Annotated in this window: 24 protein-coding genes and 2 other annotated features; of the genes, 20 read left to right on the top strand and 4 right to left on the bottom strand. The window is 42.4% G+C overall.

Annotation, left to right across the window (positions count from 1 at the left end; translation table 11 throughout):
- Positions 1 to 11: 11 nt before the first annotated feature.
- The 5 genes from NR125_RS10850 to NR125_RS10835 all read left to right on the top strand — a co-directional run bounded on the left by NR125_RS10850 (position 12) and on the right by NR125_RS10835 (position 2,675).
- On the top strand, positions 12 to 827 hold the full coding sequence (locus tag NR125_RS10850; RefSeq protein WP_009333459.1) for a DUF2935 domain-containing protein: 816 nt from the start codon (positions 12 to 14) through the stop codon (positions 825 to 827).
- A 113-nt stretch (positions 828 to 940) separates the two neighbouring features.
- Positions 941 to 1,171, top strand: a complete 231-nt coding sequence (locus NR125_RS10845; RefSeq protein WP_019381156.1) for a hypothetical protein — start codon at positions 941 to 943, stop codon at positions 1,169 to 1,171.
- A 139-nt stretch (positions 1,172 to 1,310) separates the two neighbouring features.
- Complete coding sequence (locus NR125_RS29910) at positions 1,311 to 1,394, top strand: putative holin-like toxin (protein ID WP_226280784.1); 84 nt, start codon at positions 1,311 to 1,313, stop codon at positions 1,392 to 1,394.
- A gap of 281 nt (positions 1,395 to 1,675) precedes the next feature.
- Positions 1,676 to 1,801 (top strand): hypothetical protein, encoded by a 126-nt coding sequence (locus NR125_RS10840; protein WP_256815309.1) that lies wholly within the window; start codon positions 1,676 to 1,678, stop codon positions 1,799 to 1,801.
- A 94-nt stretch (positions 1,802 to 1,895) separates the two neighbouring features.
- Positions 1,896 to 2,675: an alpha/beta fold hydrolase gene (locus tag NR125_RS10835; RefSeq protein WP_217027663.1), complete on the top strand. Its 780-nt coding sequence runs from the start codon at positions 1,896 to 1,898 to the stop codon at positions 2,673 to 2,675.
- A 37-nt stretch (positions 2,676 to 2,712) separates the two neighbouring features.
- On the opposite strand, the gene bcbE is transcribed toward NR125_RS10835, so the two are convergent.
- On the bottom strand, positions 2,713 to 3,972 hold the full coding sequence (gene bcbE, locus NR125_RS10830; RefSeq protein WP_019381158.1) for a bacillibactin exporter BcbE: 1,260 nt from the start codon (positions 3,970 to 3,972) through the stop codon (positions 2,713 to 2,715).
- 174 nt (positions 3,973 to 4,146) lie between these two features.
- On the opposite strand from bcbE, the gene NR125_RS10825 reads away from it, so the two are divergent.
- The 11 genes from NR125_RS10825 (at position 4,147) to NR125_RS10775 (ending at position 14,791) form a co-directional block, all read left to right on the top strand.
- Positions 4,147 to 4,785, top strand: coding sequence for an MOSC domain-containing protein (locus tag NR125_RS10825; protein ID WP_217027680.1), 639 nt, complete (start codon positions 4,147 to 4,149; stop codon positions 4,783 to 4,785).
- Positions 4,786 to 4,845: 60 nt separating this feature from the next.
- Positions 4,846 to 5,096: a binding site (T-box leader), on the top strand.
- A 196-nt stretch (positions 5,097 to 5,292) separates the two neighbouring features.
- Positions 5,293 to 5,535 (top strand) — a binding site (T-box leader).
- A 166-nt stretch (positions 5,536 to 5,701) separates the two neighbouring features.
- Positions 5,702 to 7,096 carry an anthranilate synthase component I gene (gene trpE, locus NR125_RS10820; protein ID WP_009333465.1) on the top strand — a complete coding sequence of 465 codons (1,395 nt, stop codon included), beginning with the start codon at positions 5,702 to 5,704 and terminating at the stop codon, positions 7,094 to 7,096.
- Positions 7,093 to 7,704, top strand: coding sequence for an anthranilate synthase component II (locus NR125_RS10815; RefSeq protein WP_009333466.1), 612 nt, complete (start codon positions 7,093 to 7,095; stop codon positions 7,702 to 7,704). The genes trpE and NR125_RS10815 overlap by 4 nt, the downstream gene beginning before the upstream one ends.
- On the top strand, positions 7,676 to 8,701 hold the full coding sequence (gene trpD / locus NR125_RS10810; protein ID WP_217027660.1) for an anthranilate phosphoribosyltransferase: 1,026 nt from the start codon (positions 7,676 to 7,678) through the stop codon (positions 8,699 to 8,701). Before NR125_RS10815 ends, trpD begins: the two co-directional genes overlap by 29 nt.
- Before the next feature lies 1 nt (position 8,702).
- The gene (trpC, locus tag NR125_RS10805) at positions 8,703 to 9,497 is read left to right on the top strand and encodes an indole-3-glycerol phosphate synthase TrpC (protein WP_009333468.1); all 795 of its coding nucleotides are present in this window, start codon (positions 8,703 to 8,705) and stop codon (positions 9,495 to 9,497) included.
- Positions 9,494 to 10,114: a phosphoribosylanthranilate isomerase gene (locus tag NR125_RS10800; RefSeq protein WP_009333469.1), complete on the top strand. Its 621-nt coding sequence runs from the start codon at positions 9,494 to 9,496 to the stop codon at positions 10,112 to 10,114. The genes trpC and NR125_RS10800 overlap by 4 nt, the downstream gene beginning before the upstream one ends.
- Entirely contained in the window at positions 10,111 to 11,316 is a 1,206-nt protein-coding gene (trpB, locus tag NR125_RS10795) for a tryptophan synthase subunit beta (protein ID WP_009333470.1), read from the top strand. Before NR125_RS10800 ends, trpB begins: the two co-directional genes overlap by 4 nt.
- Positions 11,313 to 12,098, top strand: a complete 786-nt coding sequence (trpA, locus tag NR125_RS10790) for a tryptophan synthase subunit alpha (protein ID WP_256815307.1) — start codon at positions 11,313 to 11,315, stop codon at positions 12,096 to 12,098. Before trpB ends, trpA begins: the two co-directional genes overlap by 4 nt.
- 156 nt (positions 12,099 to 12,254) lie before the next feature.
- The gene (locus NR125_RS10785; protein WP_217027657.1) at positions 12,255 to 13,043 is read left to right on the top strand and encodes an ABC transporter ATP-binding protein; all 789 of its coding nucleotides are present in this window, start codon (positions 12,255 to 12,257) and stop codon (positions 13,041 to 13,043) included.
- A complete protein-coding gene (locus NR125_RS10780) occupies positions 13,027 to 13,782 on the top strand; it encodes an ABC transporter permease (RefSeq protein ID WP_009333473.1) in 756 nt (251 codons plus the stop codon). The genes NR125_RS10785 and NR125_RS10780 overlap by 17 nt, the downstream gene beginning before the upstream one ends.
- Positions 13,783 to 13,798: 16 nt before the next feature.
- Positions 13,799 to 14,791 (top strand): aliphatic sulfonate ABC transporter substrate-binding protein, encoded by a 993-nt coding sequence (locus tag NR125_RS10775; protein WP_251157389.1) that lies wholly within the window; start codon positions 13,799 to 13,801, stop codon positions 14,789 to 14,791.
- Between the two features lie 418 nt (positions 14,792 to 15,209).
- On the opposite strand, the gene NR125_RS10770 is transcribed toward NR125_RS10775, so the two are convergent.
- The gene (locus NR125_RS10770) at positions 15,210 to 15,656 is read right to left on the bottom strand and encodes a hypothetical protein (protein WP_256815303.1); all 447 of its coding nucleotides are present in this window, start codon (positions 15,654 to 15,656) and stop codon (positions 15,210 to 15,212) included.
- 59 nt (positions 15,657 to 15,715) lie between these two features.
- Here NR125_RS10770 and NR125_RS10765 point away from each other — a divergent pair, with 59 nt between their 5' ends.
- Both NR125_RS10765 and NR125_RS10760 read left to right on the top strand, forming a co-directional pair.
- Positions 15,716 to 16,294, top strand: coding sequence for a LemA family protein (locus NR125_RS10765; RefSeq protein WP_251157388.1), 579 nt, complete (start codon positions 15,716 to 15,718; stop codon positions 16,292 to 16,294).
- Positions 16,291 to 17,025, top strand: coding sequence for a TPM domain-containing protein (locus NR125_RS10760; RefSeq protein WP_251157387.1), 735 nt, complete (start codon positions 16,291 to 16,293; stop codon positions 17,023 to 17,025). The genes NR125_RS10765 and NR125_RS10760 overlap by 4 nt, the downstream gene beginning before the upstream one ends.
- Positions 17,026 to 17,072: 47 nt before the next feature.
- On the opposite strand, the gene NR125_RS10755 is transcribed toward NR125_RS10760, so the two are convergent.
- A complete protein-coding gene (locus NR125_RS10755) occupies positions 17,073 to 17,669 on the bottom strand; it encodes a class I SAM-dependent methyltransferase (RefSeq protein ID WP_071155157.1) in 597 nt (198 codons plus the stop codon).
- A 129-nt stretch (positions 17,670 to 17,798) separates the two neighbouring features.
- Between NR125_RS10755 and cdaS the strand changes: the two genes are divergently transcribed.
- Complete coding sequence (cdaS, locus tag NR125_RS10750) at positions 17,799 to 18,398, top strand: sporulation-specific diadenylate cyclase CdaS (protein WP_071155159.1); 600 nt, start codon at positions 17,799 to 17,801, stop codon at positions 18,396 to 18,398.
- Positions 18,399 to 18,426: 28 nt separating this feature from the next.
- On the opposite strand, the gene NR125_RS10745 is transcribed toward cdaS, so the two are convergent.
- Positions 18,427 to 18,585, bottom strand: coding sequence for a hypothetical protein (locus tag NR125_RS10745; protein WP_009333479.1), 159 nt, complete (start codon positions 18,583 to 18,585; stop codon positions 18,427 to 18,429).
- Positions 18,586 to 18,686: 101 nt separating this feature from the next.
- On the opposite strand from NR125_RS10745, the gene NR125_RS10740 reads away from it, so the two are divergent.
- Complete coding sequence (locus tag NR125_RS10740; protein WP_256815318.1) at positions 18,687 to 19,358, top strand: SOS response-associated peptidase; 672 nt, start codon at positions 18,687 to 18,689, stop codon at positions 19,356 to 19,358.
- Positions 19,359 to 19,536: the final 178 nt, after the last annotated feature.

Here is a 19,536-nt window from a genome sequence, read left to right as displayed (position 1 = left end):
TTATGAGTAAGATGGAAAGGGGAGATATTTTGGCTGCTGGATTTGAAAATGCTGCAAAATTTGAACATGGTTTTTGGCTTCAGATTTTGGGTGATCATGCACGCTTCATACATGATTCACTATCACCAAAGGAAAAAGACAGCATTGAAAGAGCAAATTACTTTATACAAACCTTCGATCAGCTATTAGGAAGGGTTGAAGTGGATAACCTGGAGCAATTGAGCCGGAGGGCAGAACAGGAAGCTAAAAAGCTCAGGGAATTTAAATTGAACCTACTTGAACGTCATCTGATAGGGAAAATTTCCATTCATCTTGGTCCTGTTTTTATAAACCATATGGTCAATGAACTTGAAGAATATATGCTTGTCCTTCAATATTTAAAAAAAGGGGAAGTCCCCCCTGTATTTCATGAGCTTCACCACCATTTAATCTGGCTTCTGGATGCAGCTGGCCATGCTGGAGCCATATCAGATAATATGGAAAGTGTTGAGAAGAAAATAAAAAAAATCAGTGATGGCTATACAAAGGATTTTGAAGCATTCTATTTAAAGGCGGTTGAAATGTCCGGCTTCCTTCGGACGAATGTTGAGTCGTTCCCGGCACTTCAAAAGTTCAACAGCGATGTTGCACTTGAAATATCTTTGTTTATGAACTTTCTCAATGAAATTGAGGAGCTTGAATTGAGCAAAGAGGCATTGGGGACATTTGCAGCTTTAATGGCTGATCACATGTACCGTGAAGAATGCTATTACCTGTCAAAGCTTGCTGAGTCCACTCAGTCTGAAAAACCGAAATGTGATCCGGCAAAGCCGAGGCTTAAAGAATAAATTCAATGCTGCCAATTTGGCAGTTTTTTTTGCATTAAGAACATGCGTCAGTGTTTTCTGGGTAAAAAGAGTATAAAAAGGCTGATATCATGAAACTGGTAAGATGGAGTTACATGCGGAGAAATCAGGTAAAGGGATTGTTTGACTGTTTTCCTGAAGCGGTCATCATTTTTAAAAGAATAAAGAATTATTATTTTATCCACAGTGCTGAATGGACAGGCAGTCCGCAGTTAATTGCTAAGCAGCAGATGGAGGAAATGGAGTATTTGCTTAATAAAGAAATGGGTTTTCTTCGTGGATATCTACAAAGGAAATCTGCAGGCGATAAAGATAGTGAAACTTGAAAAAATAGGAAAGAAGAATCAATTTTCTTGAAATAGAACACATGTTCGACTAAATGGACAAGGATGTGTTATAATAAAGAAGCAATGGGAGTTTCTCAAGGGTGGTCGGCTAGCCCCGTATGAAAGGGGGTGATGCCTTTTGACAGTTTTCGAATCGATCATGATGATGATTTCCTTTTCTAGTCTGATCATTGCTGTCATGACTTTTAACCATAAAAAATAGACCTCCCTTGATCTGACAATTGAGGGAGAGGTCTATGTCTTTGACAGGCCGATCCCCTAAGGGAACGACTATTGCGAATGACCGTGGGTGCGGCAACACCTGCGGTCGTTTTTTTTATTCATATTCTTAATTCAAGAATATCATATACGGTTCAGAAAGTCACGGAAATAAGCATAATCGCATGATTACTTATAGTATATGCAGATTCCAGCTGAAAATCCATAATGATTCGAATCCTAATGTGCCATACTATAATGGCAGTACTTTAAAGGAGGATTAACATGACAAAACGCAATATTAAGACTAAATCTGGATTGCAGAGCACAAACAAGAGCATAAACGATATGGAGTTCTCAAAAGAGCTTGATCAGCAAAGCAAAAAAGCTAAGAAGACAAGACCTAACTGATGTTGGAAATAAAGAATTGACCGAGATGGGGCAGACTAAAACTGTCCCATTTTTATATGGAACAGGAGGCTTTTGAGCCATCTATGTTTTGTGAATGGAAAGGACGATTCTTGTGCCAGCATGTATTTATGAGGATACAAAGATATTTTATGAAACGATGGGAAAAGGAGTACCGATAATCTTTATACATCCGCCTGCCATGGGGAGAAAGGTATTTTATTATCAAGGCCTGCTGGCTGAGCATTTTCAGGTTGTTTTTCCTGATTTAAGCGGGAATGGAGATACCATCGGTCCCGAGAAAACAGTAACCATTCAGGGCTATGCAGAAGAGGTTAAAGCTGTATTAGACCACTTGGAAATTGAAAAAGCCGTTATCCTGGGTTATTCCTCTGGAGGCATAATTGCTCAGGAATTTGCTCTTTCTTTTCCTGAAAGGACACTTGGTGTCATACTATCTGGCGGATTTCCAGAGGTTTTATCAGAAACTTTCAAATATGAGCATATATTGGGAATGTATTTCGTGAAACATTTTCCGGGTTTTCTGCGGTATGTAATAGCAGCAAGTCACACAAATGATCCAAAAGTCAGAAAAGATATTCTGGAACACATGAAAAAGGCGAATCATACTATGTGGTTTCTATTTTACGATAGGTCGCTCCACTATTCATGCACGGATCGCCTGAGGAACTTGAGTGTCCCCCTTCTCCTGATATATGGATCAAGAGATTTTGTTAATCAGCATATTAGGAGCTATAGGAGATATGTCAGCTTTCAGGCGGCAATAATCAAAGGTGTTTCCCACCAGGCGCCAACCAAAAAGTGGCAGCTTTTCAACCAGGTTGTAACTGGTTTTGTACAGCAGCATTTTAAATAAAAAAATCCGTATCGTCATTGCACGATACGGATTTTTTTTAGCCCTCATTTGCGTCAGGTTTGATTGCTATAATGGCTGCTAGGGCAGCAAGAATGGTTATCCCGCTTAATATATAAAAAAGCCCTTGATCAGAATGCTTCATCAGAATGGCAATGGCCGGCGGGCCTCCGGCAACGCCTATAAACCTCATTGAACTGTATAAAGAAGTAATGGTTCCACGTTCTTCTTTTGCAATTCCTTCGGTAATCAGTGCATCCAACGAAGGCAATGCAACGCCTATGCCAATTCCGGCAAACAGGAACATGCTGATCATAAACCACATGTTGTTTGAAAAGCTTAAGATTGCAGTGGCAGCTGCCACAAGCACTGAGCCTAAAAATATGATCCACTTCATCAGTATTTTATTTTCTTTTATTTTTTTTCCTGTCAGATAGGAGGAAAGGCATAGTGCGCCAAGCGGGACAGCTAGGAGAAGCCCTTTTTTAACATCTTTAATATCGTATGTCTTTTCAAGCACATCAGATAAATAAAAAAGTATCCCAAAAAGCACAAACATAAGAATGGCACCTATTAAGAAAATAGCATATAGCCATTTTCCGTTGTTTTTAAAGGTATCCTTGATATTGCTCCAAAATTTCTTTAGAGGAAGCGGCTCTTCTCTTTTATTTGGCGTTTTTACAAGAAAGAAAACCAGCAGGATTGAAATCGTACAAAAAACCGGAAACGAAAAAAACGGTAAAAACCATATAAACCCTGCAAGAAATGCTCCAAGTATAGGCGATAGAACTTTTCCAAAAGTATTGGAAGTTTCAATAAGTCCAAGGGAACTGCTGACATCATCATCATTTTTAAACATATCCCCTACTAAAGGCATAACAATTGGTGCCGCACCAGCTGCCCCAACACCCTGCAATGCCCTCCCAGCTAATATGATCCAATAAGCATCCGCCATTTTCCATGCCGCCCATCCGGAGATCAGCCCGCCAATTCCTGCAATGAACAGACTTGGTATAATGACTTTTTTACGGCCGATATGATCCGATAAAAAGCCTGCGATTGGAATCAAAATAATGGCTACAATACTATAAACGGTAATAATCATGCTGGATTGGAATGCAGAAATATTTAGTTTATTTTCCATCGCCGGCAGAACAGGAATCAGCATGGAATTCCCAAGTGTCATAACGAGAGGAATTGAAGAAAGTGAAAGAATGGCCCATTTTTGGTTATGAACATCATCACCTGACTTCTTTTTAGCTTTGGAATTTACAGATTGTAAATTTTCAACATGCTCCATATTTCTGACCTTCCTTTTCGTTAATCAAACTAGTCTTAATATGAGCTAATTGCAGGAAAACTAACTAGAAAAACCTCTGTCTTTTTATGGGAAAATTTAAATTCTGGAAAAATATGTTTCGATTTACTAAAAGGAAAGCGTTAAAATATATAGAAAAGCGAATCTGGCGAGGGGATAAATGTGAAAGAAATTATTAGTTTAAGCATAGGGAAACCGAAAAAGCACAGCTGGAAAAACCGTGAGGAAATATCGGGAATAGGCAAAGAAAAAATTGAAAGTGCGTTCTTAACGAAGGATGGTTTCCTGGGGGATGGAGTGGCAAACACTGATTTTCATGGCGGCCCCGACCGGGCAGTTTGCCTATACCCGTTCGAACATTACGGGATATGGGAAAAAGAATTTAAAAAGACATTCTGTCCCCCGGCATTTGGTGAAAATATTTGTGCGGGTAATATGCTGGAAAAGGAAGTTTTTATAGGTGATACCTTTTCGCTTGGTGAATCTGTTATCCAAATAACACAGGGCCGCATTCCATGTTCAACCATATCAAAGCATAACGAAGAAGATCGGCTTTTAAGCAGAATTGTTGAAACATGCTTTACAGGCTACTTTTTCAGAGTGCTGAAGGAAGGAACTGTAACAGCAGGCAGCGTTCTTAAGCTCGAAGAAAGAAAGCAGGAAAAGGTATCGGTTCTGCAAGGAAATTTTATCATGTTCCATGACCGCAAAAACCGTAAAGCAATTGAAGAACTCCTGCAGATTGAGGCACTTGCAGCTGTCTGGAGAGAAAAGCTGGAAAAAGCTCTATTATAAAAAAATGAAAAATATCCTTGACATTTTTCATTTATCGGAATAGTATAATAAGCAATATATCGATCGGCAATGACAAAGAGTAGTAGCTGCAGTGGAAGCTAAAGAGAGCTGATGGTTGGTGCAAATCAGTGTGGAAACAGCAGTGAATGGACTTTCGAGCCTCCAAACCGAACCTTTTTAAGCAGTAGGCTTTGGCGAACGGTCTCATCGTTACAAGGGACAGATATTCAAACGGTTTTAGTTTTGATATCTGTTAAGTGAGCTGATGTATCAGCTAATGAAGGTGGCACCACGGGTCTCTCGTCCTTTTTAGACGGGAGGCCCTTTTTTATTTAGTTCAGAAAAAATATAGAATTTTTGAACTTAAATAACTGTCTAGCGCAAGCAGCCTACCCCCTCGAGTTCACAAGCCAATCCCCTAAAAAGGCAAAGAACGCCTTTCCGGGAGGCTCGTCTTGTGCTTGTCGGGGGTGGCAAGGCGCTTCCGCTTTTCTTTAACTTTATTACTTTAAATCGCTGAGCAAGAGGAGTAGATTGATGGAGTCCGTTCAAGAGAGCCGGGGTAAGGTGAGAGCCCGGTACGGTAAGTCATTCGAATGGACTTGCGAGAGGCTTCCTGAAAGAAAGTAGGGAAGCACGGATTTCCACCGTTAAAAGGATAGGGTATCGATATGTTTCCGTACCCGAAAAAGGGAGCAGCATGCTGCTCTAAAAAGAGGTGGCACCACGTTCACAAGACACGTCCTCTATACCCGCAGATTCTGTCTGTGTGTATAGGGGACTTTTTTATTTATAGTTAAGTAAAAATTCTGAAGTCAGATACCTGTCTGGCTCCATCGCCTGCTCCCTCAAAGTGTCAGGGGTGATCAGGGCGCTTGCGCTTATCTGAATCCGAAAGAACTGGAGGAGAAATATATTGAAAACGATTTTGGAAGGTCCTTATATCATCGAAGAGCTTGAGGGGGACACATTAACACCTATTTTGATCTACCAGAGAATGAGCGGGAGAAAAAAATTTCTGCTTGAAAGCTCGCTAAAGCATGAAAAGTCGGGAAGGTATTCCTTTATTGGGGCGGACCCGGTGATGGAACTAAAAGGGGAAGCATCTCGGACGGCTGTTACTGCGGAGGGGAAAATAGAAGTTTTTAATGAAAAGCCGCTTGATGTATTAAGAAGGCTGATGCCCGAGGAAAAGGCTCACCCCATTGAACAGTTCCCATTTTGTGGAGGAGCTGTTGGATATGCAGGCTATGATGTCATCAGGCAATACGAAGATATCGGGGTGATCCCTCATGATGAGCTGAATGTACCAGATGTTCACCTTATGTTTTTTGAGGAAGTGGCCGTTTTTGATCATCTGGAGCAAAAGGTATTTCTGGTAGCCATGTCTTTATTGGCAGCAACCGATGAATCTCAGCTACGTGAAAGATTGCAGAAAAGAAAGGCCGAAATCCAAAAGGGGGCTGCGGCATCCCAATCGGAAGAAGCATCGCTGTCGGCTTTCAAAGCTTCCATATCTAAAGAAGACTTCGTTGAAAAAGTAAAAAGGGCCAAGGCCTATATTGAAGAGGGAGACATTTTTCAGGTAGTGCTTTCTCAGCGGTTAAAAGCAGAATTGACTGGAGATCCTTTCGCATTTTACCGGAAGTTAAGAGTGCAAAATCCCTCCCCATACATGTACTATCTTGATTTTGAAGAATATGCGGTTGCAGGGGCATCGCCTGAAAGTCTTATAAAAGCAACTGGAAACAAAGTAATTACTAACCCTATTGCAGGAACAAGGCCAAGAGGCAAGACAGAAGAGGAAGACTTACAGCTTGAAAGGGACCTGATAGAAGATGAAAAGGAGCTTGCCGAACACAGGATGCTGCTCGATCTAGGCAGAAATGATCTCGGCCGTGTATGCGAATTTGGATCGGTAACTATAGAAAAAAACATGGTCATTGAGAGATATAAGCATGTCATGCACCTTGTATCCGAAGTGGGCGGCAAGCTGAAAAGTCCTCACACAGCGATTGATGCCTTAATAGCGTGTCTCCCTGCCGGAACGGTTTCAGGTGCACCCAAAATTAGAGCAATGGAAATCATCAATGAACTGGAAGCAGTGAAAAGAGGAATTTACTCAGGGGCAGTCGGCTATTTTTCCGGAAACGGCAATATGGATTTCGCCCTGGCAATCAGAACCATGGTAATAAAAGATGGATTCGCTTATATACAAGCTGGGGCAGGCATCGTGCATGATTCGATTCCAGAAAAAGAGTACGACGAAACACTTCATAAATTAAAAGCATTTTTGGAGGACAAAAAATGATTCTGCTGATTGATAATTATGATTCATTTACATTTAACCTTTATCAGTATCTGGGTGAACTGGGACAAGAAATTAAAGTTGTAAGGAATGATCAAATAACAATCGAAGATATTGAAAAATTAAATCCTGAAGCCATTGTTCTATCACCTGGACCGGGACGGCCTGAACAAGCTGGAGTTATTGTTGAAGTTATTCAGCAATTTTACAGGAAGCTCCCTATCCTGGGCATTTGCCTTGGCCATCAGGCAATCGGCTATGCCTTTGGGGCAAAGATTGAAAAAGCCAAGAGAATTATGCATGGCAAGGTGTCTAATCTGAAGCATAACGGATCACAGCTGTTTCAATACATGCCGCAGCCGATCCATATCATGCGTTATCATTCCTTAATAATTAAGTCGGGAACATTGCCTGGCAGTTTTAAGGTTTTGGCAAGATCAATGGATGATAATGAAATAATGGCAATCAAGCATGAAGATTATCCTTTATACGGTTTGCAATTCCATCCGGAGTCTGTAGGAACAGGCCTTGGAAAAAAGATTTTGGAAAACTTTTTACAAACTATCGGGAGGGAGAAAAACGATGAAAACTATACTGCAGAGGTTATCTGATCGCGAGTCATTAACAGAGGCAGAAATGAAGGAAGCGATGGACAATTTATTTGCCAATGATGTGACGGACAGTGAGATTGCGGCATTTATGGTGAGCCTTAAAACAAAAGGGGAAACAGTTGAAGAAATTGCAGGCATCGTAAAAGCAATGCGGGATAAATCCCTTACATTTAGCAAGAAAATTCCTAATGTTTTGGATAATTGCGGTACAGGAGGAGATGGTTCAAGCAGCTTTAATATCAGTTCTACTTCGGCCTTTGTGATTGCAGGAGCAGGAATTTCTGTTGCCAAGCATGGCAATAGAAGTGTATCCAGCAAAACAGGCAGTGCCGATGTACTGGAACATTTGGGAATAAACTTGGATCACTCGCCTGAGCGCACGGAGGAAATTCTGGAGGAAATTGGGATAGCCTTTCTATTCGCACCTCATGTCCATCCGAATATTAAAAGAATCATGAAAGTACGCAGGGACCTGAGAATACCTACAACTTTCAATTTAATAGGACCTTTAACCAATCCGGTTGAACTTGATCATCAGCTTCTCGGGATCTACCGGAGAGATTATATTGAAATGTTTGCAGAGGTGTTAAAAGCTTTGGGAAGAAAACGGGCAGTTGTTTTAAATGGTGCAGGGTTTATGGATGAAGCATCCTTACAGGGGGAAAATCACCTGGCCATTCTTAATAACGGCAAGGTAACGAAAAAGGTTCTTCATCCAGAGGAAGTTGGCCTATCGGTTAGCAGCAATGATGCGATCAGAGGCGGAGATTCCAGGGAAAATGCTGAAATACTCCTAAGTGTCCTAAAGGGGGAGAAGGGAGCAAGAAGAGACACGGTCCTTCTTAACGCCGGGATTGGCATCTTTACAGGAGGCAAGGCAGAAACAATTCATGGCGGGATAAATTTAGCCAAAGAAAGCATAGATTCAGGTGCTGCATTAGAAAAACTGCATAGGTTAATTGAAGCAAGTAAAAGCGTCCATAAAGAGGTGATATAAGATGGGAACAATTCTAGATCAAATACTGGCTGAAAAAAGAAAAGAAGTCATCGTACTGCAGAAGGAAAAGGAATATTTTCAAATAGGAGAAACCATGTATAAACGCTCCTTTATTAACAAGCTTGCATCAGGCAGTGAACTGGCTGTGATTGCGGAATTCAAAAGAGCCTCACCTTCAAAAGGTGATATAAATACCGGACAAAATCCGAAAGATCAGGCATTATTTTATAAAAAGTATGGTGCCGATGCCATTTCCGTTTTAACAGACAATAGGTTTTTTAAAGGCAGCTTCGCTGATCTGTCAGCTGTCAGAGAGACAGTCGACCTGCCTATCCTTTGCAAAGACTTCATTATAGACGAGGTGCAAGTATTAAAAGCAAAAGCATCAGGGGCAAACCTAATTTTACTCATTGCTGCTGCGATGGAAGCTGAACGGCTTCAAGAGCTTTTCGATTTTGCTGAAAGTGAAGGCCTTGAGGTATTAATGGAGGTTCATAATGAAGAAGAACTGGAAATAGCTCTAAGAACCGGTGCACAGCTGATCGGAGTCAACAACCGAAATTTAAAAACTTTCGAAGTAGACCTTGGTGTAACAGAAAAACTTGCCCCGCTAATAAAGAATGCGGGAAAATTCCTGATCAGTGAAAGCGGGATTAAGTCGGAAGACGATGTGCGGCGTGTAATTGCAGCAGGAGCAAACGCCATTCTTGTCGGAGAAGCATTCATGAAAGCAGATAATCTGGAAGGGCTTTTGAAGGCCATGAAGATTCCTTTGCAGGGGGCTGTCAGACAATGAAGGTGAAGATTTGCGGAATCAGGGATATCAGCACGGCACTTTTTGCTATTGAAAACGGGGCTGATGCCCTGGGATTTGTTTTTGCAGAAAGCAAAAGAAAAATTAATCCTGAGGCAGCAGGGGAGATAATCAGAGAGCTTCCCGGAGAAGTTTTAAAAGTCGGAGTGTTTGTAAATGAAACGAAAGCGACCATTGAAGAAATAGCAAATGTTTCAGGGATCAATGTCATTCAGCTGCACGGAGATGAAACGCCGGAATTTTGCAGCTCATTTTCTCTTCCGGTTATAAAAGCTTTGAGTGTAGGTTCACCAGATGATTTATCTCAATTAGACGAATTTTCATGCGAATACATTCTTCTTGATAGTCCGAAAGGAAAATATCGGGGGGGCAACGGGGTATCTTTTGATTGGTCGATTTTAAATAAACCATTGCAGGACAAAAAAATGATCCTTGCTGGGGGGCTCAAACCTGAAAATGTGGGGGAAGGAATTAAAGCAGCCAATCCTTATATGGTTGATGTAAGCAGCGGGGTTGAGACTGAAGGGAAGAAAGATCCGGAGAAAATAAAAAGATTCATAGAAAACGCTAAATGTGTGGAGAGGGAGGAAGTAAAATGAACACAGCTTATACATTGCCTGATGAACGAGGTCATTTCGGGGATTTTGGAGGAAGGTATGTGCCGGAGACACTTATGCAGGCCATTCTTGAATTGGAAGAGGAGTATAAGAAAGCTCAAGCCGATGAAAGTTTTCAGAAAGAACTGAAGGCTTTGCTGAAAGACTATGTCGGACGGGAAACTCCTCTTTATTTTGCTGAGAACCTCACAAATTATGCCGGCGGTGCGAAGGTCTATCTTAAAAGAGAAGATTTGAATCATACAGGTGCCCATAAAATAAACAACTCACTGGGCCAGGCTCTATTGGCGCTGCGAATGGGAAAAAGAAAAATAGTAGCTGAAACGGGTGCAGGGCAGCATGGAGTCGCAACAGCAACTGCATGTGCGCTTTTAAATCTTGAATGCATTATTTTTATGGGTGAAGAGGACATCAGGAGACAGCAGCTGAACGTATTCAGAATGGAACTGCTTGGAGCGAAGGTTGTAGGGGTACAATCGGGAAGTGCCACCTTAAAAGATGCAGTCAACGAAGCACTCCGCTACTGGGTGACAAATGTCGAGGATACACATTACATCCTTGGTTCTGTGATGGGACCACATCCTTTTCCTATGATTGTACGGGATTTTCAGAGTGTTATCGGAAATGAGACGAAGAAGCAATACCTTGAAAAAGAAGGTAAACTCCCTGATGCAGTTGTGGCTTGCATTGGAGGCGGAAGCAATTCAATGGGCATGTTTTATCCTTTCATTAAAGATGATACGGTCCGCATGGTTGGGGTTGAAGCAGCTGGTTTGGGTACAGATACAGATAAGCACGCTGCTTCTTTAACAAAAGGAACTCCTGGAGTTCTTCATGGAGCATTAATGTATTTGCTGCAGGACGAACACGGTCAAATTCAGGAGGCTCATTCCATCTCAGCTGGCCTTGATTATCCAGGAGTTGGGCCGGAACACAGCTATCTGAAAGACAGCGGAAGAGCCGAGTATGAATCCATTACAGACGATGAGGCGCTTGATGCATTAAAGCTTTTATGCAAACTGGAAGGCATTATCCCTGCGCTGGAAAGCTCCCATGCCGTAGCCTATGCATTAAAGCTTGCACCGCAAATGAAAAAAGACGAAGGCCTTGTCATCTGTTTATCTGGCAGAGGCGATAAAGATGTAGAAACTGTAAGAGCAAGATTAGGAGGGAAAGGACAATGAACCGGGTTGAAAAAGTTTTTCAGAGCCTTAAGCAAAACAAAGAAAAAGCATTTGTGCCATATATAATGGCTGGGGACGGAGGCTTAGAGACACTGGCCGAGAAAATCACATTCCTTGAAAAAGCGGGAGCAACTGCCATTGAAATTGGGATTCCGTTTTCGGATCCGGTTGCAGATGGCCCAGTCATCCAGCAGGCTGGCATTCGAGCATTAGAAGCCGGAACAACCCTTAGAGGGGTCTTAGCTAAAATTGCGGAAATCCGGCCTATTGTTCACATCCCGCTGATCTTTATGACATACATGAATCCGATCATCGCCTATGGCATTGGCAACTTTATTTCTGATGCCTCCAGGTCAGGGGTAGACGGCTTAATATTACCTGATCTTCCTGCAGAGGAAGAGGAGATCATTGCACCAATTGCAGAAAGATCTGGAATCGAAATTATCCGCCTTGTGACCTTAACCAGTCCATTGGAGCGCATAGAGGCGATTGCAGCTAAAGGGAAAGGCTTCCTATACGCTGTAACGGTTAATGGCATCACTGGGGCAAGAAAAGAATTTAAAGATGAGCTTGGAAAGCATTTGGAGAAGGTTAGAGATGTAAGTCCGATACCAGTATTGGCCGGCTTCGGAATTTCTGAACCAGAGCATGTAAAAGAAATGAATCAGCATTGTGACGGGGTAATCGTTGGAAGCAAGATCATAGAACTTTTTCAAAGCGGTGAGTTAGCAAAGGTTGAAGAGCTGATCGCTTCATCTAAAATAGAAGAAATTAAATTGTGAAACAATAGCTTTCTCCTTGATGGAGGAGGCTTTTTATTTGATTAAGCCCAATTTTAAAAATATTTATTGTAATGGTTGACATGCAAGGTGAATACTTTATAATTACAAGTAATCCGAGTAAATTAATGAGATTTATAGGAATAGGTGATTTTTAAAATGTTCATTGAGATAAACGATGTGAATAAACAATATAGCGATAAAGAAAATCGTCCTGTTGACGTCTTGAAAGATATTAATTTATCCATTGAGAAAGGCCAGTTTGTATCAATTTTAGGCCCTTCAGGATGCGGAAAGTCAACACTTCTTTCAATCGTCGCAGGGCTGACTAAAACAACTTCAGGCTACATTCAAATCGATGGAAAAGCCATAACAAAGCCCGGAAAAGACAGGGGAATGGTGTTCCAGCAGGCAGCCTTATTCCCTTGGCTGACAGTCATGGAAAATGTCACGTTTCCGCTGAAAAAAGAAATGAAGAAGAAAGATGCAGAGGAAACAGCACTTAAGTATCTGCAAATGGTTCAGCTGGGAAAATATATATCCCATTATCCTCATGAACTTTCTGGAGGAATGCAGCAGAGGGTGGCAATCGCGAGAGCACTTGCGATGAACCCGGAAACACTCTTAATGGATGAACCATTCGGAGCTCTTGATGAACAGACCCGTTCGCGTCTGCACGGACAGCTGGAAAACATTTGGACTGAGACGAAGAAAACCATTCTTTTTGTTACTCATAGCATCTCAGAATCTATTAAACTGTCAGATCGAATCATTGTTATGGGAACAAAGCCGGGAATCATTTTACAGGATATAACGGTTGATATACCCAGACCCCGTGAAGAACACAAAAAAGAAATGCTCGAGATTGAAGACCACATTATGAAATACCTGAAGAAGGAAATTGATAAAGTTGTAAGTGAGGAACTCCAATATGCAAACAGCCATTAAAAGGATTATATTTTTTGCAGCCATCATTGCATTTTGGGAGATTGGGTCACGGCTTGAACTTTGGCATCCTCTGATTTTCCCTTCCCTTTCCAGTGTATTCAGTGCTCTTGTTGAAGGGTTTCAGGATAAAACTCTCATTTATGATTTAATCGCCAGTTTTAAGAGGCTCGCAGTCGGTCTGGCTATCAGCCTTGTCATTGGCACATTGATTGGCATTCTCCTTGGAAAATCCAAAACAGCTGATGAAACACTGGGTGCAGTCATCCTTGCCTTGCAAAGTGTTCCCAGCATCGTCTGGCTGCCGATCGCGATTATGTGGTTTGGATTAAATGAAAAGGCTGTTATTTTTGTAACCATACTTGGCGGTACATTTGTAATGGCTCTGAACATGCGAACAGGCATAAAAAATGTTTCACCATTATATATCAAGGCAGCTCAGACTATGGGAGCGAATGGAATTGACTTATTCACAAGAGTCATCTTTCCGGCATCCATTCCATACGTTGTCACTGGTTCACGACTTGCCTGGGCATTTGCCTGGCGTGCATTGATGGCCGGTGAGCTTTTAAGCACAGGACCAGGATTGGGCTACACACTTCGATATGCTTCAGACTTTGGAAGAATGGACATCGTAATCGGTGTCATGATTATTATTGGAGCTATCGGAATGATTGTTGACCAGTTTATATTCCAGCGCATTGAAAAATCAGTCATAAAAAAATGGGGACTTGAGTCTTAATTTTGGAGGGGTATAAATGAAAAAGGCTATTTTTTGGGTTGCTATATTATTTACTTTCACCGGGCTGCTTGCCGGATGCGGATCATCTGAGAAGAGCAGCGGAGGAGAAGACAAGATTGTCATCGGCTATTTCCCGAATATCAATCATGTGCCAGCAATGGTTGCGAAAGATCAAGGCTATTTTGAGAAACAGCTTGGCGATGGTACTAAGGTAGAATATAAGACGTTTGCTGAAGGCGGTTCATTCATGACTGCCTTGAAAACAGGCGATATTGATGCAGGACTAGTAGGACCCGGACCAGCAATGAACAACTTCTCAACCGGAGCTGATGTTAAAATTATCGCCGGTGCCTCAACTGGCGGAACAGTTGTCCTTGCCAGAGAAGGAGTAGAAATTAACTCACTTGAAGACTTCCAGGGAAAAACGTTTATTACACCTGGCGTGGGCTGTACACATGATGTCCAGTATGAGACATATCTTGAAGAAGCCGGCATCACTTCAGCTCGCATTGGAGGTACCATGAAGCATTTGACAGGCAACCCTGCACAATATGCAAGTATGCTGAAAACAGGTAAAGTCGATATTGCAGTTGCTCCCGAACCATGGGCAGCGGTCATTGAACAGGAAACAAACGCTGAAGTCGTAATTGGCTGGGATGAAGTATCCTTCGGTGAAACACTTCCGGCATCAGTATTGGTTGCTACTGGTGATGCTGTGAAGAACAGCCCGGAAAAAGTACAGAAAATCGTTGATGCACATAAAGATGCAGTTAAATTTATCGAAGAAAATCCTGAAGAAGCAAAAGCAATTACTATCAAAGACATTAAAGAAGTGACTGGCCAGGAACTGGAAAAAGAAGTCGTAGACCGTGCCTGGGAAAGAATCGGGTTCACTTACGATGTTGATGCAGACACCATCCAGGAATTTGCAGATTCATCCTACACTTTAAAATTCCTGAAAGATAAACCTGAATTCAGTGAACTGATTGCGAACAATTTTATTAAATAATCATACTTGAACCGGGGCCCGAATGGGTTCCGGGTTTTTGTTGTATTATAGGGATTGTTTGGTGTAATTTTGAAAAGGGGACAGCGCGAAAAAGAGACACGGAGGCTCGAATAACCTGCTGGATGACGCGATTATGGGTAAGTTAAACGCATAAACGTTGTGATAGCGCAAAAAATTAAAAGATCAGTGCAATAACCTGTCCTGTAGACGCAATATAAGTCAGACATGAAGCAATAATGAAAGATATTTACGCGATTACTCTTGATATTGTAAAAAGTCATATTCACGAAACCTACAAGAATTCGCGCTTTAAAGTAATGTATCCGCCCGAACCTGAAGCCTGCCACGTATAAAACGTGCCCCCCGCGCAGAAGGAGCCCACCCGCGCGTAAATCATCCAAATCCGCGCACAAAAGTATTAATCCCGCACAAAACAGAAGGAAGCCCGCGCAAAAAAACGTGCCCCCGCGCAGAAAAGGAGCCCACCCGCGCGTAAATCATCCAAATCCGCGCACAAAAGTAATAATCGCGCGCAAACAGAAGCCAGCCCGCGCAAAAAAACGTGCCCCCCGCGCAGAAGGAGCCCGGTCGCGCGTAAATCATCCAAATCCGCGCACAAAAGTAATAATCCCGCGCCAAACAAAAGGAAACCCGCGCAAAAAAACGTGCCCCCCGCGCAGAAGGAGCCCGGCCGCGCGTAAATCATCCAAATCCGCGCACAAAAGTAATAATCCCGCGCAAAACTGAAGCCAGCCCGCGCAAGAAAACGTGCCCCCGCGCAGAAGGAGCCCACCCGCGCGTAAATCATCCAAATCCGCGCGAGCTTAACAACATCAGCAAACCAATCTCCAGGTTTAACTTTCACCCCAAAAAGGAAAAATACCATGCAAGTGACAAAACAACTTAGAAACAGGAGTGACGCAAATGAAAAAAGGTATGGGAGTCTTAATTGCCGTTATTGCGGCAGTAGTCATAGCATGCATGATGCTGATGTCCAGTTATAACAGGTTTGTAAGTGCTGAGGAAAATGTGGATCAGGCTTATTCTCAAATTGAGAACCAGCTGCAGAGAAGGCTGGATTTGATTCCTAATCTGGTAAATACAGTAAAGGGATATGCTGCTCACGAGAAGGAGACAATTCAGGCTATATCAGATGCTCGTGCGAGATTGGCGGGAGCGGGGTCCCCTGAAGAGGAAGCAGCTGCAAACGCCGAGCTGTCAAGCGCTTTGAGCCGTCTGCTTGTAGTGGTGGAGAACTATCCAAATTTAAAAGCGGATAAGCAGTTTACCCAATTAATGGACGAGCTTGCGGGCACAGAAAATCGGATTTCGGTTGCCCGAAAGGATTATAACGACCAGGTTGCCGTATATAACAAACAAGTAAAAAGGTTCCCGGGTGCAATTGTTGCAGGGATAACCGGCTTTGATGAAAAAGAGTATTTTAGGGCGGATCCGCTGGCGAACGAAGCACCTGATGTTGACTTTGGAGGCAATGGGGAATGATCATCCGCTGGGTCTCTTTGGCCCTTCTTTTCGCAAATTTAATAATGGGGGCAATCCCAGTCCATGCAGATGAATCCATACCGCAGCCTGCTGGAGATATTTATGTCCAGGATTTTGCGGAGATTCTGAATGACCAGGAAAAAACTGAATTGAATAACCTGGGGAGGCAATTGGAAGATAAGACATCTGCACAGGTTGCAGTGTTAACTGTTGGAACTACTGGAGACAGACCGATTGAAGAATATGCTAATGAAGCTTTCCGGTCTTATGGCATAGGCAGTGCCGCAGAGAATAATGGTGTTCTCTTGGTTGTGGCCATGGAGGATCGGAAGGTGCGGATTGAGGTTGGTTATGGGCTTGAAGGCCAAATTCCCGATGGAAAAGCAGGCAGGATTCTGGATGACGTCACCCTTCCATATCTCCAGGATGGCCAGCCTAACAGAGCTGTAATTGAAACCTATAAGGTGCTTGTACAGGAAGCTGCCGGGGAAGAAGTGAATTTAGGCGGCAATTATGCTGATGCCGGAACACAGGATAGAGGCATTGGCATACCCTCCTGGCTGATAATTTTAATTGTTGTTGGATTATTATTTCTGGACATTAAATTTTTTGGAGGAGCCTTTTCTTACGCCATCCTTTCCATTCTCTCAAGAGGTGGAAGTGGCGGTGGCGGTCCCCGGGGAGGGGGAGGCGGTTCTTCCGGCGGAGGAGGAGCCAGCCGAGGCTGGTGATAAATTGAAAAAGAGCGGGAGCAGCAATCTCCCGCTCTCTTTTATTATTATTTAATTGCAGTTACACAAACGGTTAATACGGGGCGGGCTTCTTTATAAGAAATGGAAATAGAATGGAAACCTGCCGCTTCCATATCAGTTTTGATCACCTGTCCGAGATTTTTGGCAATGGTGTCATCTGCTCCTTCTTCTCTTGGCTGGACGGTGATGGCAATTATTCCGTCTTCCTCAAGCATCCCATAGAGATGCTGAAGAGACTCTCTTGGTTTTGTCCATAAAGGATAATTGTTTACTGAAAATATCTTATTATACGTTTTATCAGGGAAGTAATCGTGTATATCTTTTACGAACAATCTGACCTTTCCCTGACGAATATACTCATCATTCAGTTTGGCTGCTGAAGCCTTCATATCTTCGGATACATCAACTCCATCCGTTTCTGCATGGCGGAAGTGATCCATTATATGTCTGATGCTGTAGCCAGGGCCAAAGCCTACTTCTAAAATAGAGTCCCTGCGATTAATCTTTAATTGCTGTATTGTCCATTTGTTAATCTTGCGGTTCTCAAAATACATGATTTTTCCAGCAAGCTTCCCAAGTAATCCTGCGGGTTTCTGAAATTGTTTTGCTAATATATCGAACATGTCCCTCACCTCGTTGCTTAATACTTATATTTAGTCCCTTTAAAGCGGTCCTAAACCTATTCCGTAAAATGGATAAATAATTTTTAACTGGAAAAGGTACTAATATGAATTAAGATTGGAGGAAGTCCGGTGATTTATGGCGAAGATCAATACCGAAAAGATTTAAACCGGTATATTGACAATATCGACAGTCAGATTCATTCTATTTCCAAAACGCTAGAGGACTTCAGCTGCTGTATTTTATCTGATTTCGAGAACTTGCAGAGGGCGGTAACGGAGGCTCACACAATTGCTTCGACATATTATCTTCAGTCATATTTATCGCCGTATACCAAGGAATATTCGAGCTTATCATTGGCCGCCCAGCATTTATCGGAAAAAAGGCATGGCGGGCTTATTGTTGTGGAGAGAAGGCTGCCTATAGGCGATTACCTTCATAATGGGACTCCTATTGGAGCAAAAGTAAGCAGCACTTTGCTCGAAACCATTTTTTATCCTGGAAACCCATTGCATGACGGGGGTATTCTAATAAAAGAAGATACCATTATTTCTGCAGGCAACATCCTGCCTCTTGCCAATAAAACCATTGAGGGGAAAAAATTTGGGACAAGGCATAGAGCGGCAATGGGACTTACGGAAAAATCAGATGCTGTTGCTATTGTAGTTTCAGAGGAAACAGGCCGTATTTCTTTTGCAGTGGAAGGACAGCTGTATACAATCAGGACATGAAAATCCCCCTAAAATGGGGGATTTGTCATTATGACTTCTTATTAATTTGCTTTCCGCTTTTTTTCTGGCTTTGAGATTTATCATTTCCTGCCTGAAACTCGCTTCCCAGTTCAACATCGTTTCGTTTATCCTGTTTTTCAATTTGGGCTCTCGTTTGATTTGCATTTTGTCTGCCTTGTTTTGTCATATTTCATTCCTCCCTGTAAAAATAGCTGACAGTTTTAATATGCGCTATATCCGGGAATAGATGAACATTATATTGCTATTGACTTAAAAGAGGTGATTATATTGTGCGGCCGGTTTACACTAACAGAAACCATCGAAAAACTTCAGCTGCTGTTTGAATTTGAATATGCAGACGGAGAGGTTTTACCCAGATATAATATCGCGCCAAGCCAGAATATCTTAACCATCATTGGAGATGGTAAACAGCGGATCGGCAGACAGATGAAATGGGGACTGGTCCCCTACTGGGCTAAAGACGAAAAAATTGCTTACAAAATGATAAACGCAAGAGCGGAAGGCATCGACTCGAAACCCAGCTTTAAAGCTCCTTTTAAAAGCAAAAGGTGCTTAATCCTTGCAGATGGCTTTTATGAATGGAAGAAAACCGAAGAAGGTAAACAGCCGTACCGGTTCATTATGAAAGATGATAAGCCGTTTGCCTTTGCAGGCATTTGGGATTCATGGCATAAAGGAGAAAATCCTCTAACGAGCTGTACAATTATTACAACGGGGCCAAATGAAGTAACCGAAGATGTTCATGACCGAATGCCGGTGATATTAAAGGAAAGCGATTTTGAGGATTGGCTTAATCCTCGTTTTAATGACACTGAATACCTGAAGTCATTGCTTGAACCTTATCCGGCTGAAAAAATGGATAAGTATCCGGTATCAAATAAAGTGAATTCACCAAAAAATGAGCTGGCAGAATTAATTTCTCCCCTTAATAGTTTTTAAAACGGACGCGGCGACGCGTCCGTTTTTTCAAAATGATAAGAAATTATAACTTTTAACTTTGAGAACTGTCTAGCTAAAGCGCCTACCTTCTCGAGGTGCCGGGGGTGAGCGCCAAGGGAAAGCTTCCTTGGATGTCTTCGCAGTAACAAGCGCTTTGGCTTGTTTCGAAGGCGCTTCC

Source organism: Cytobacillus sp. Bac17, assembly GCF_024519925.1.
Classification (GTDB): Bacteria; Bacillota; Bacilli; order Bacillales; family Cytobacillaceae; genus Cytobacillus; species Cytobacillus pseudoceanisediminis.
This window is presented reverse-complemented; position numbering and strand designations above follow the sequence as displayed.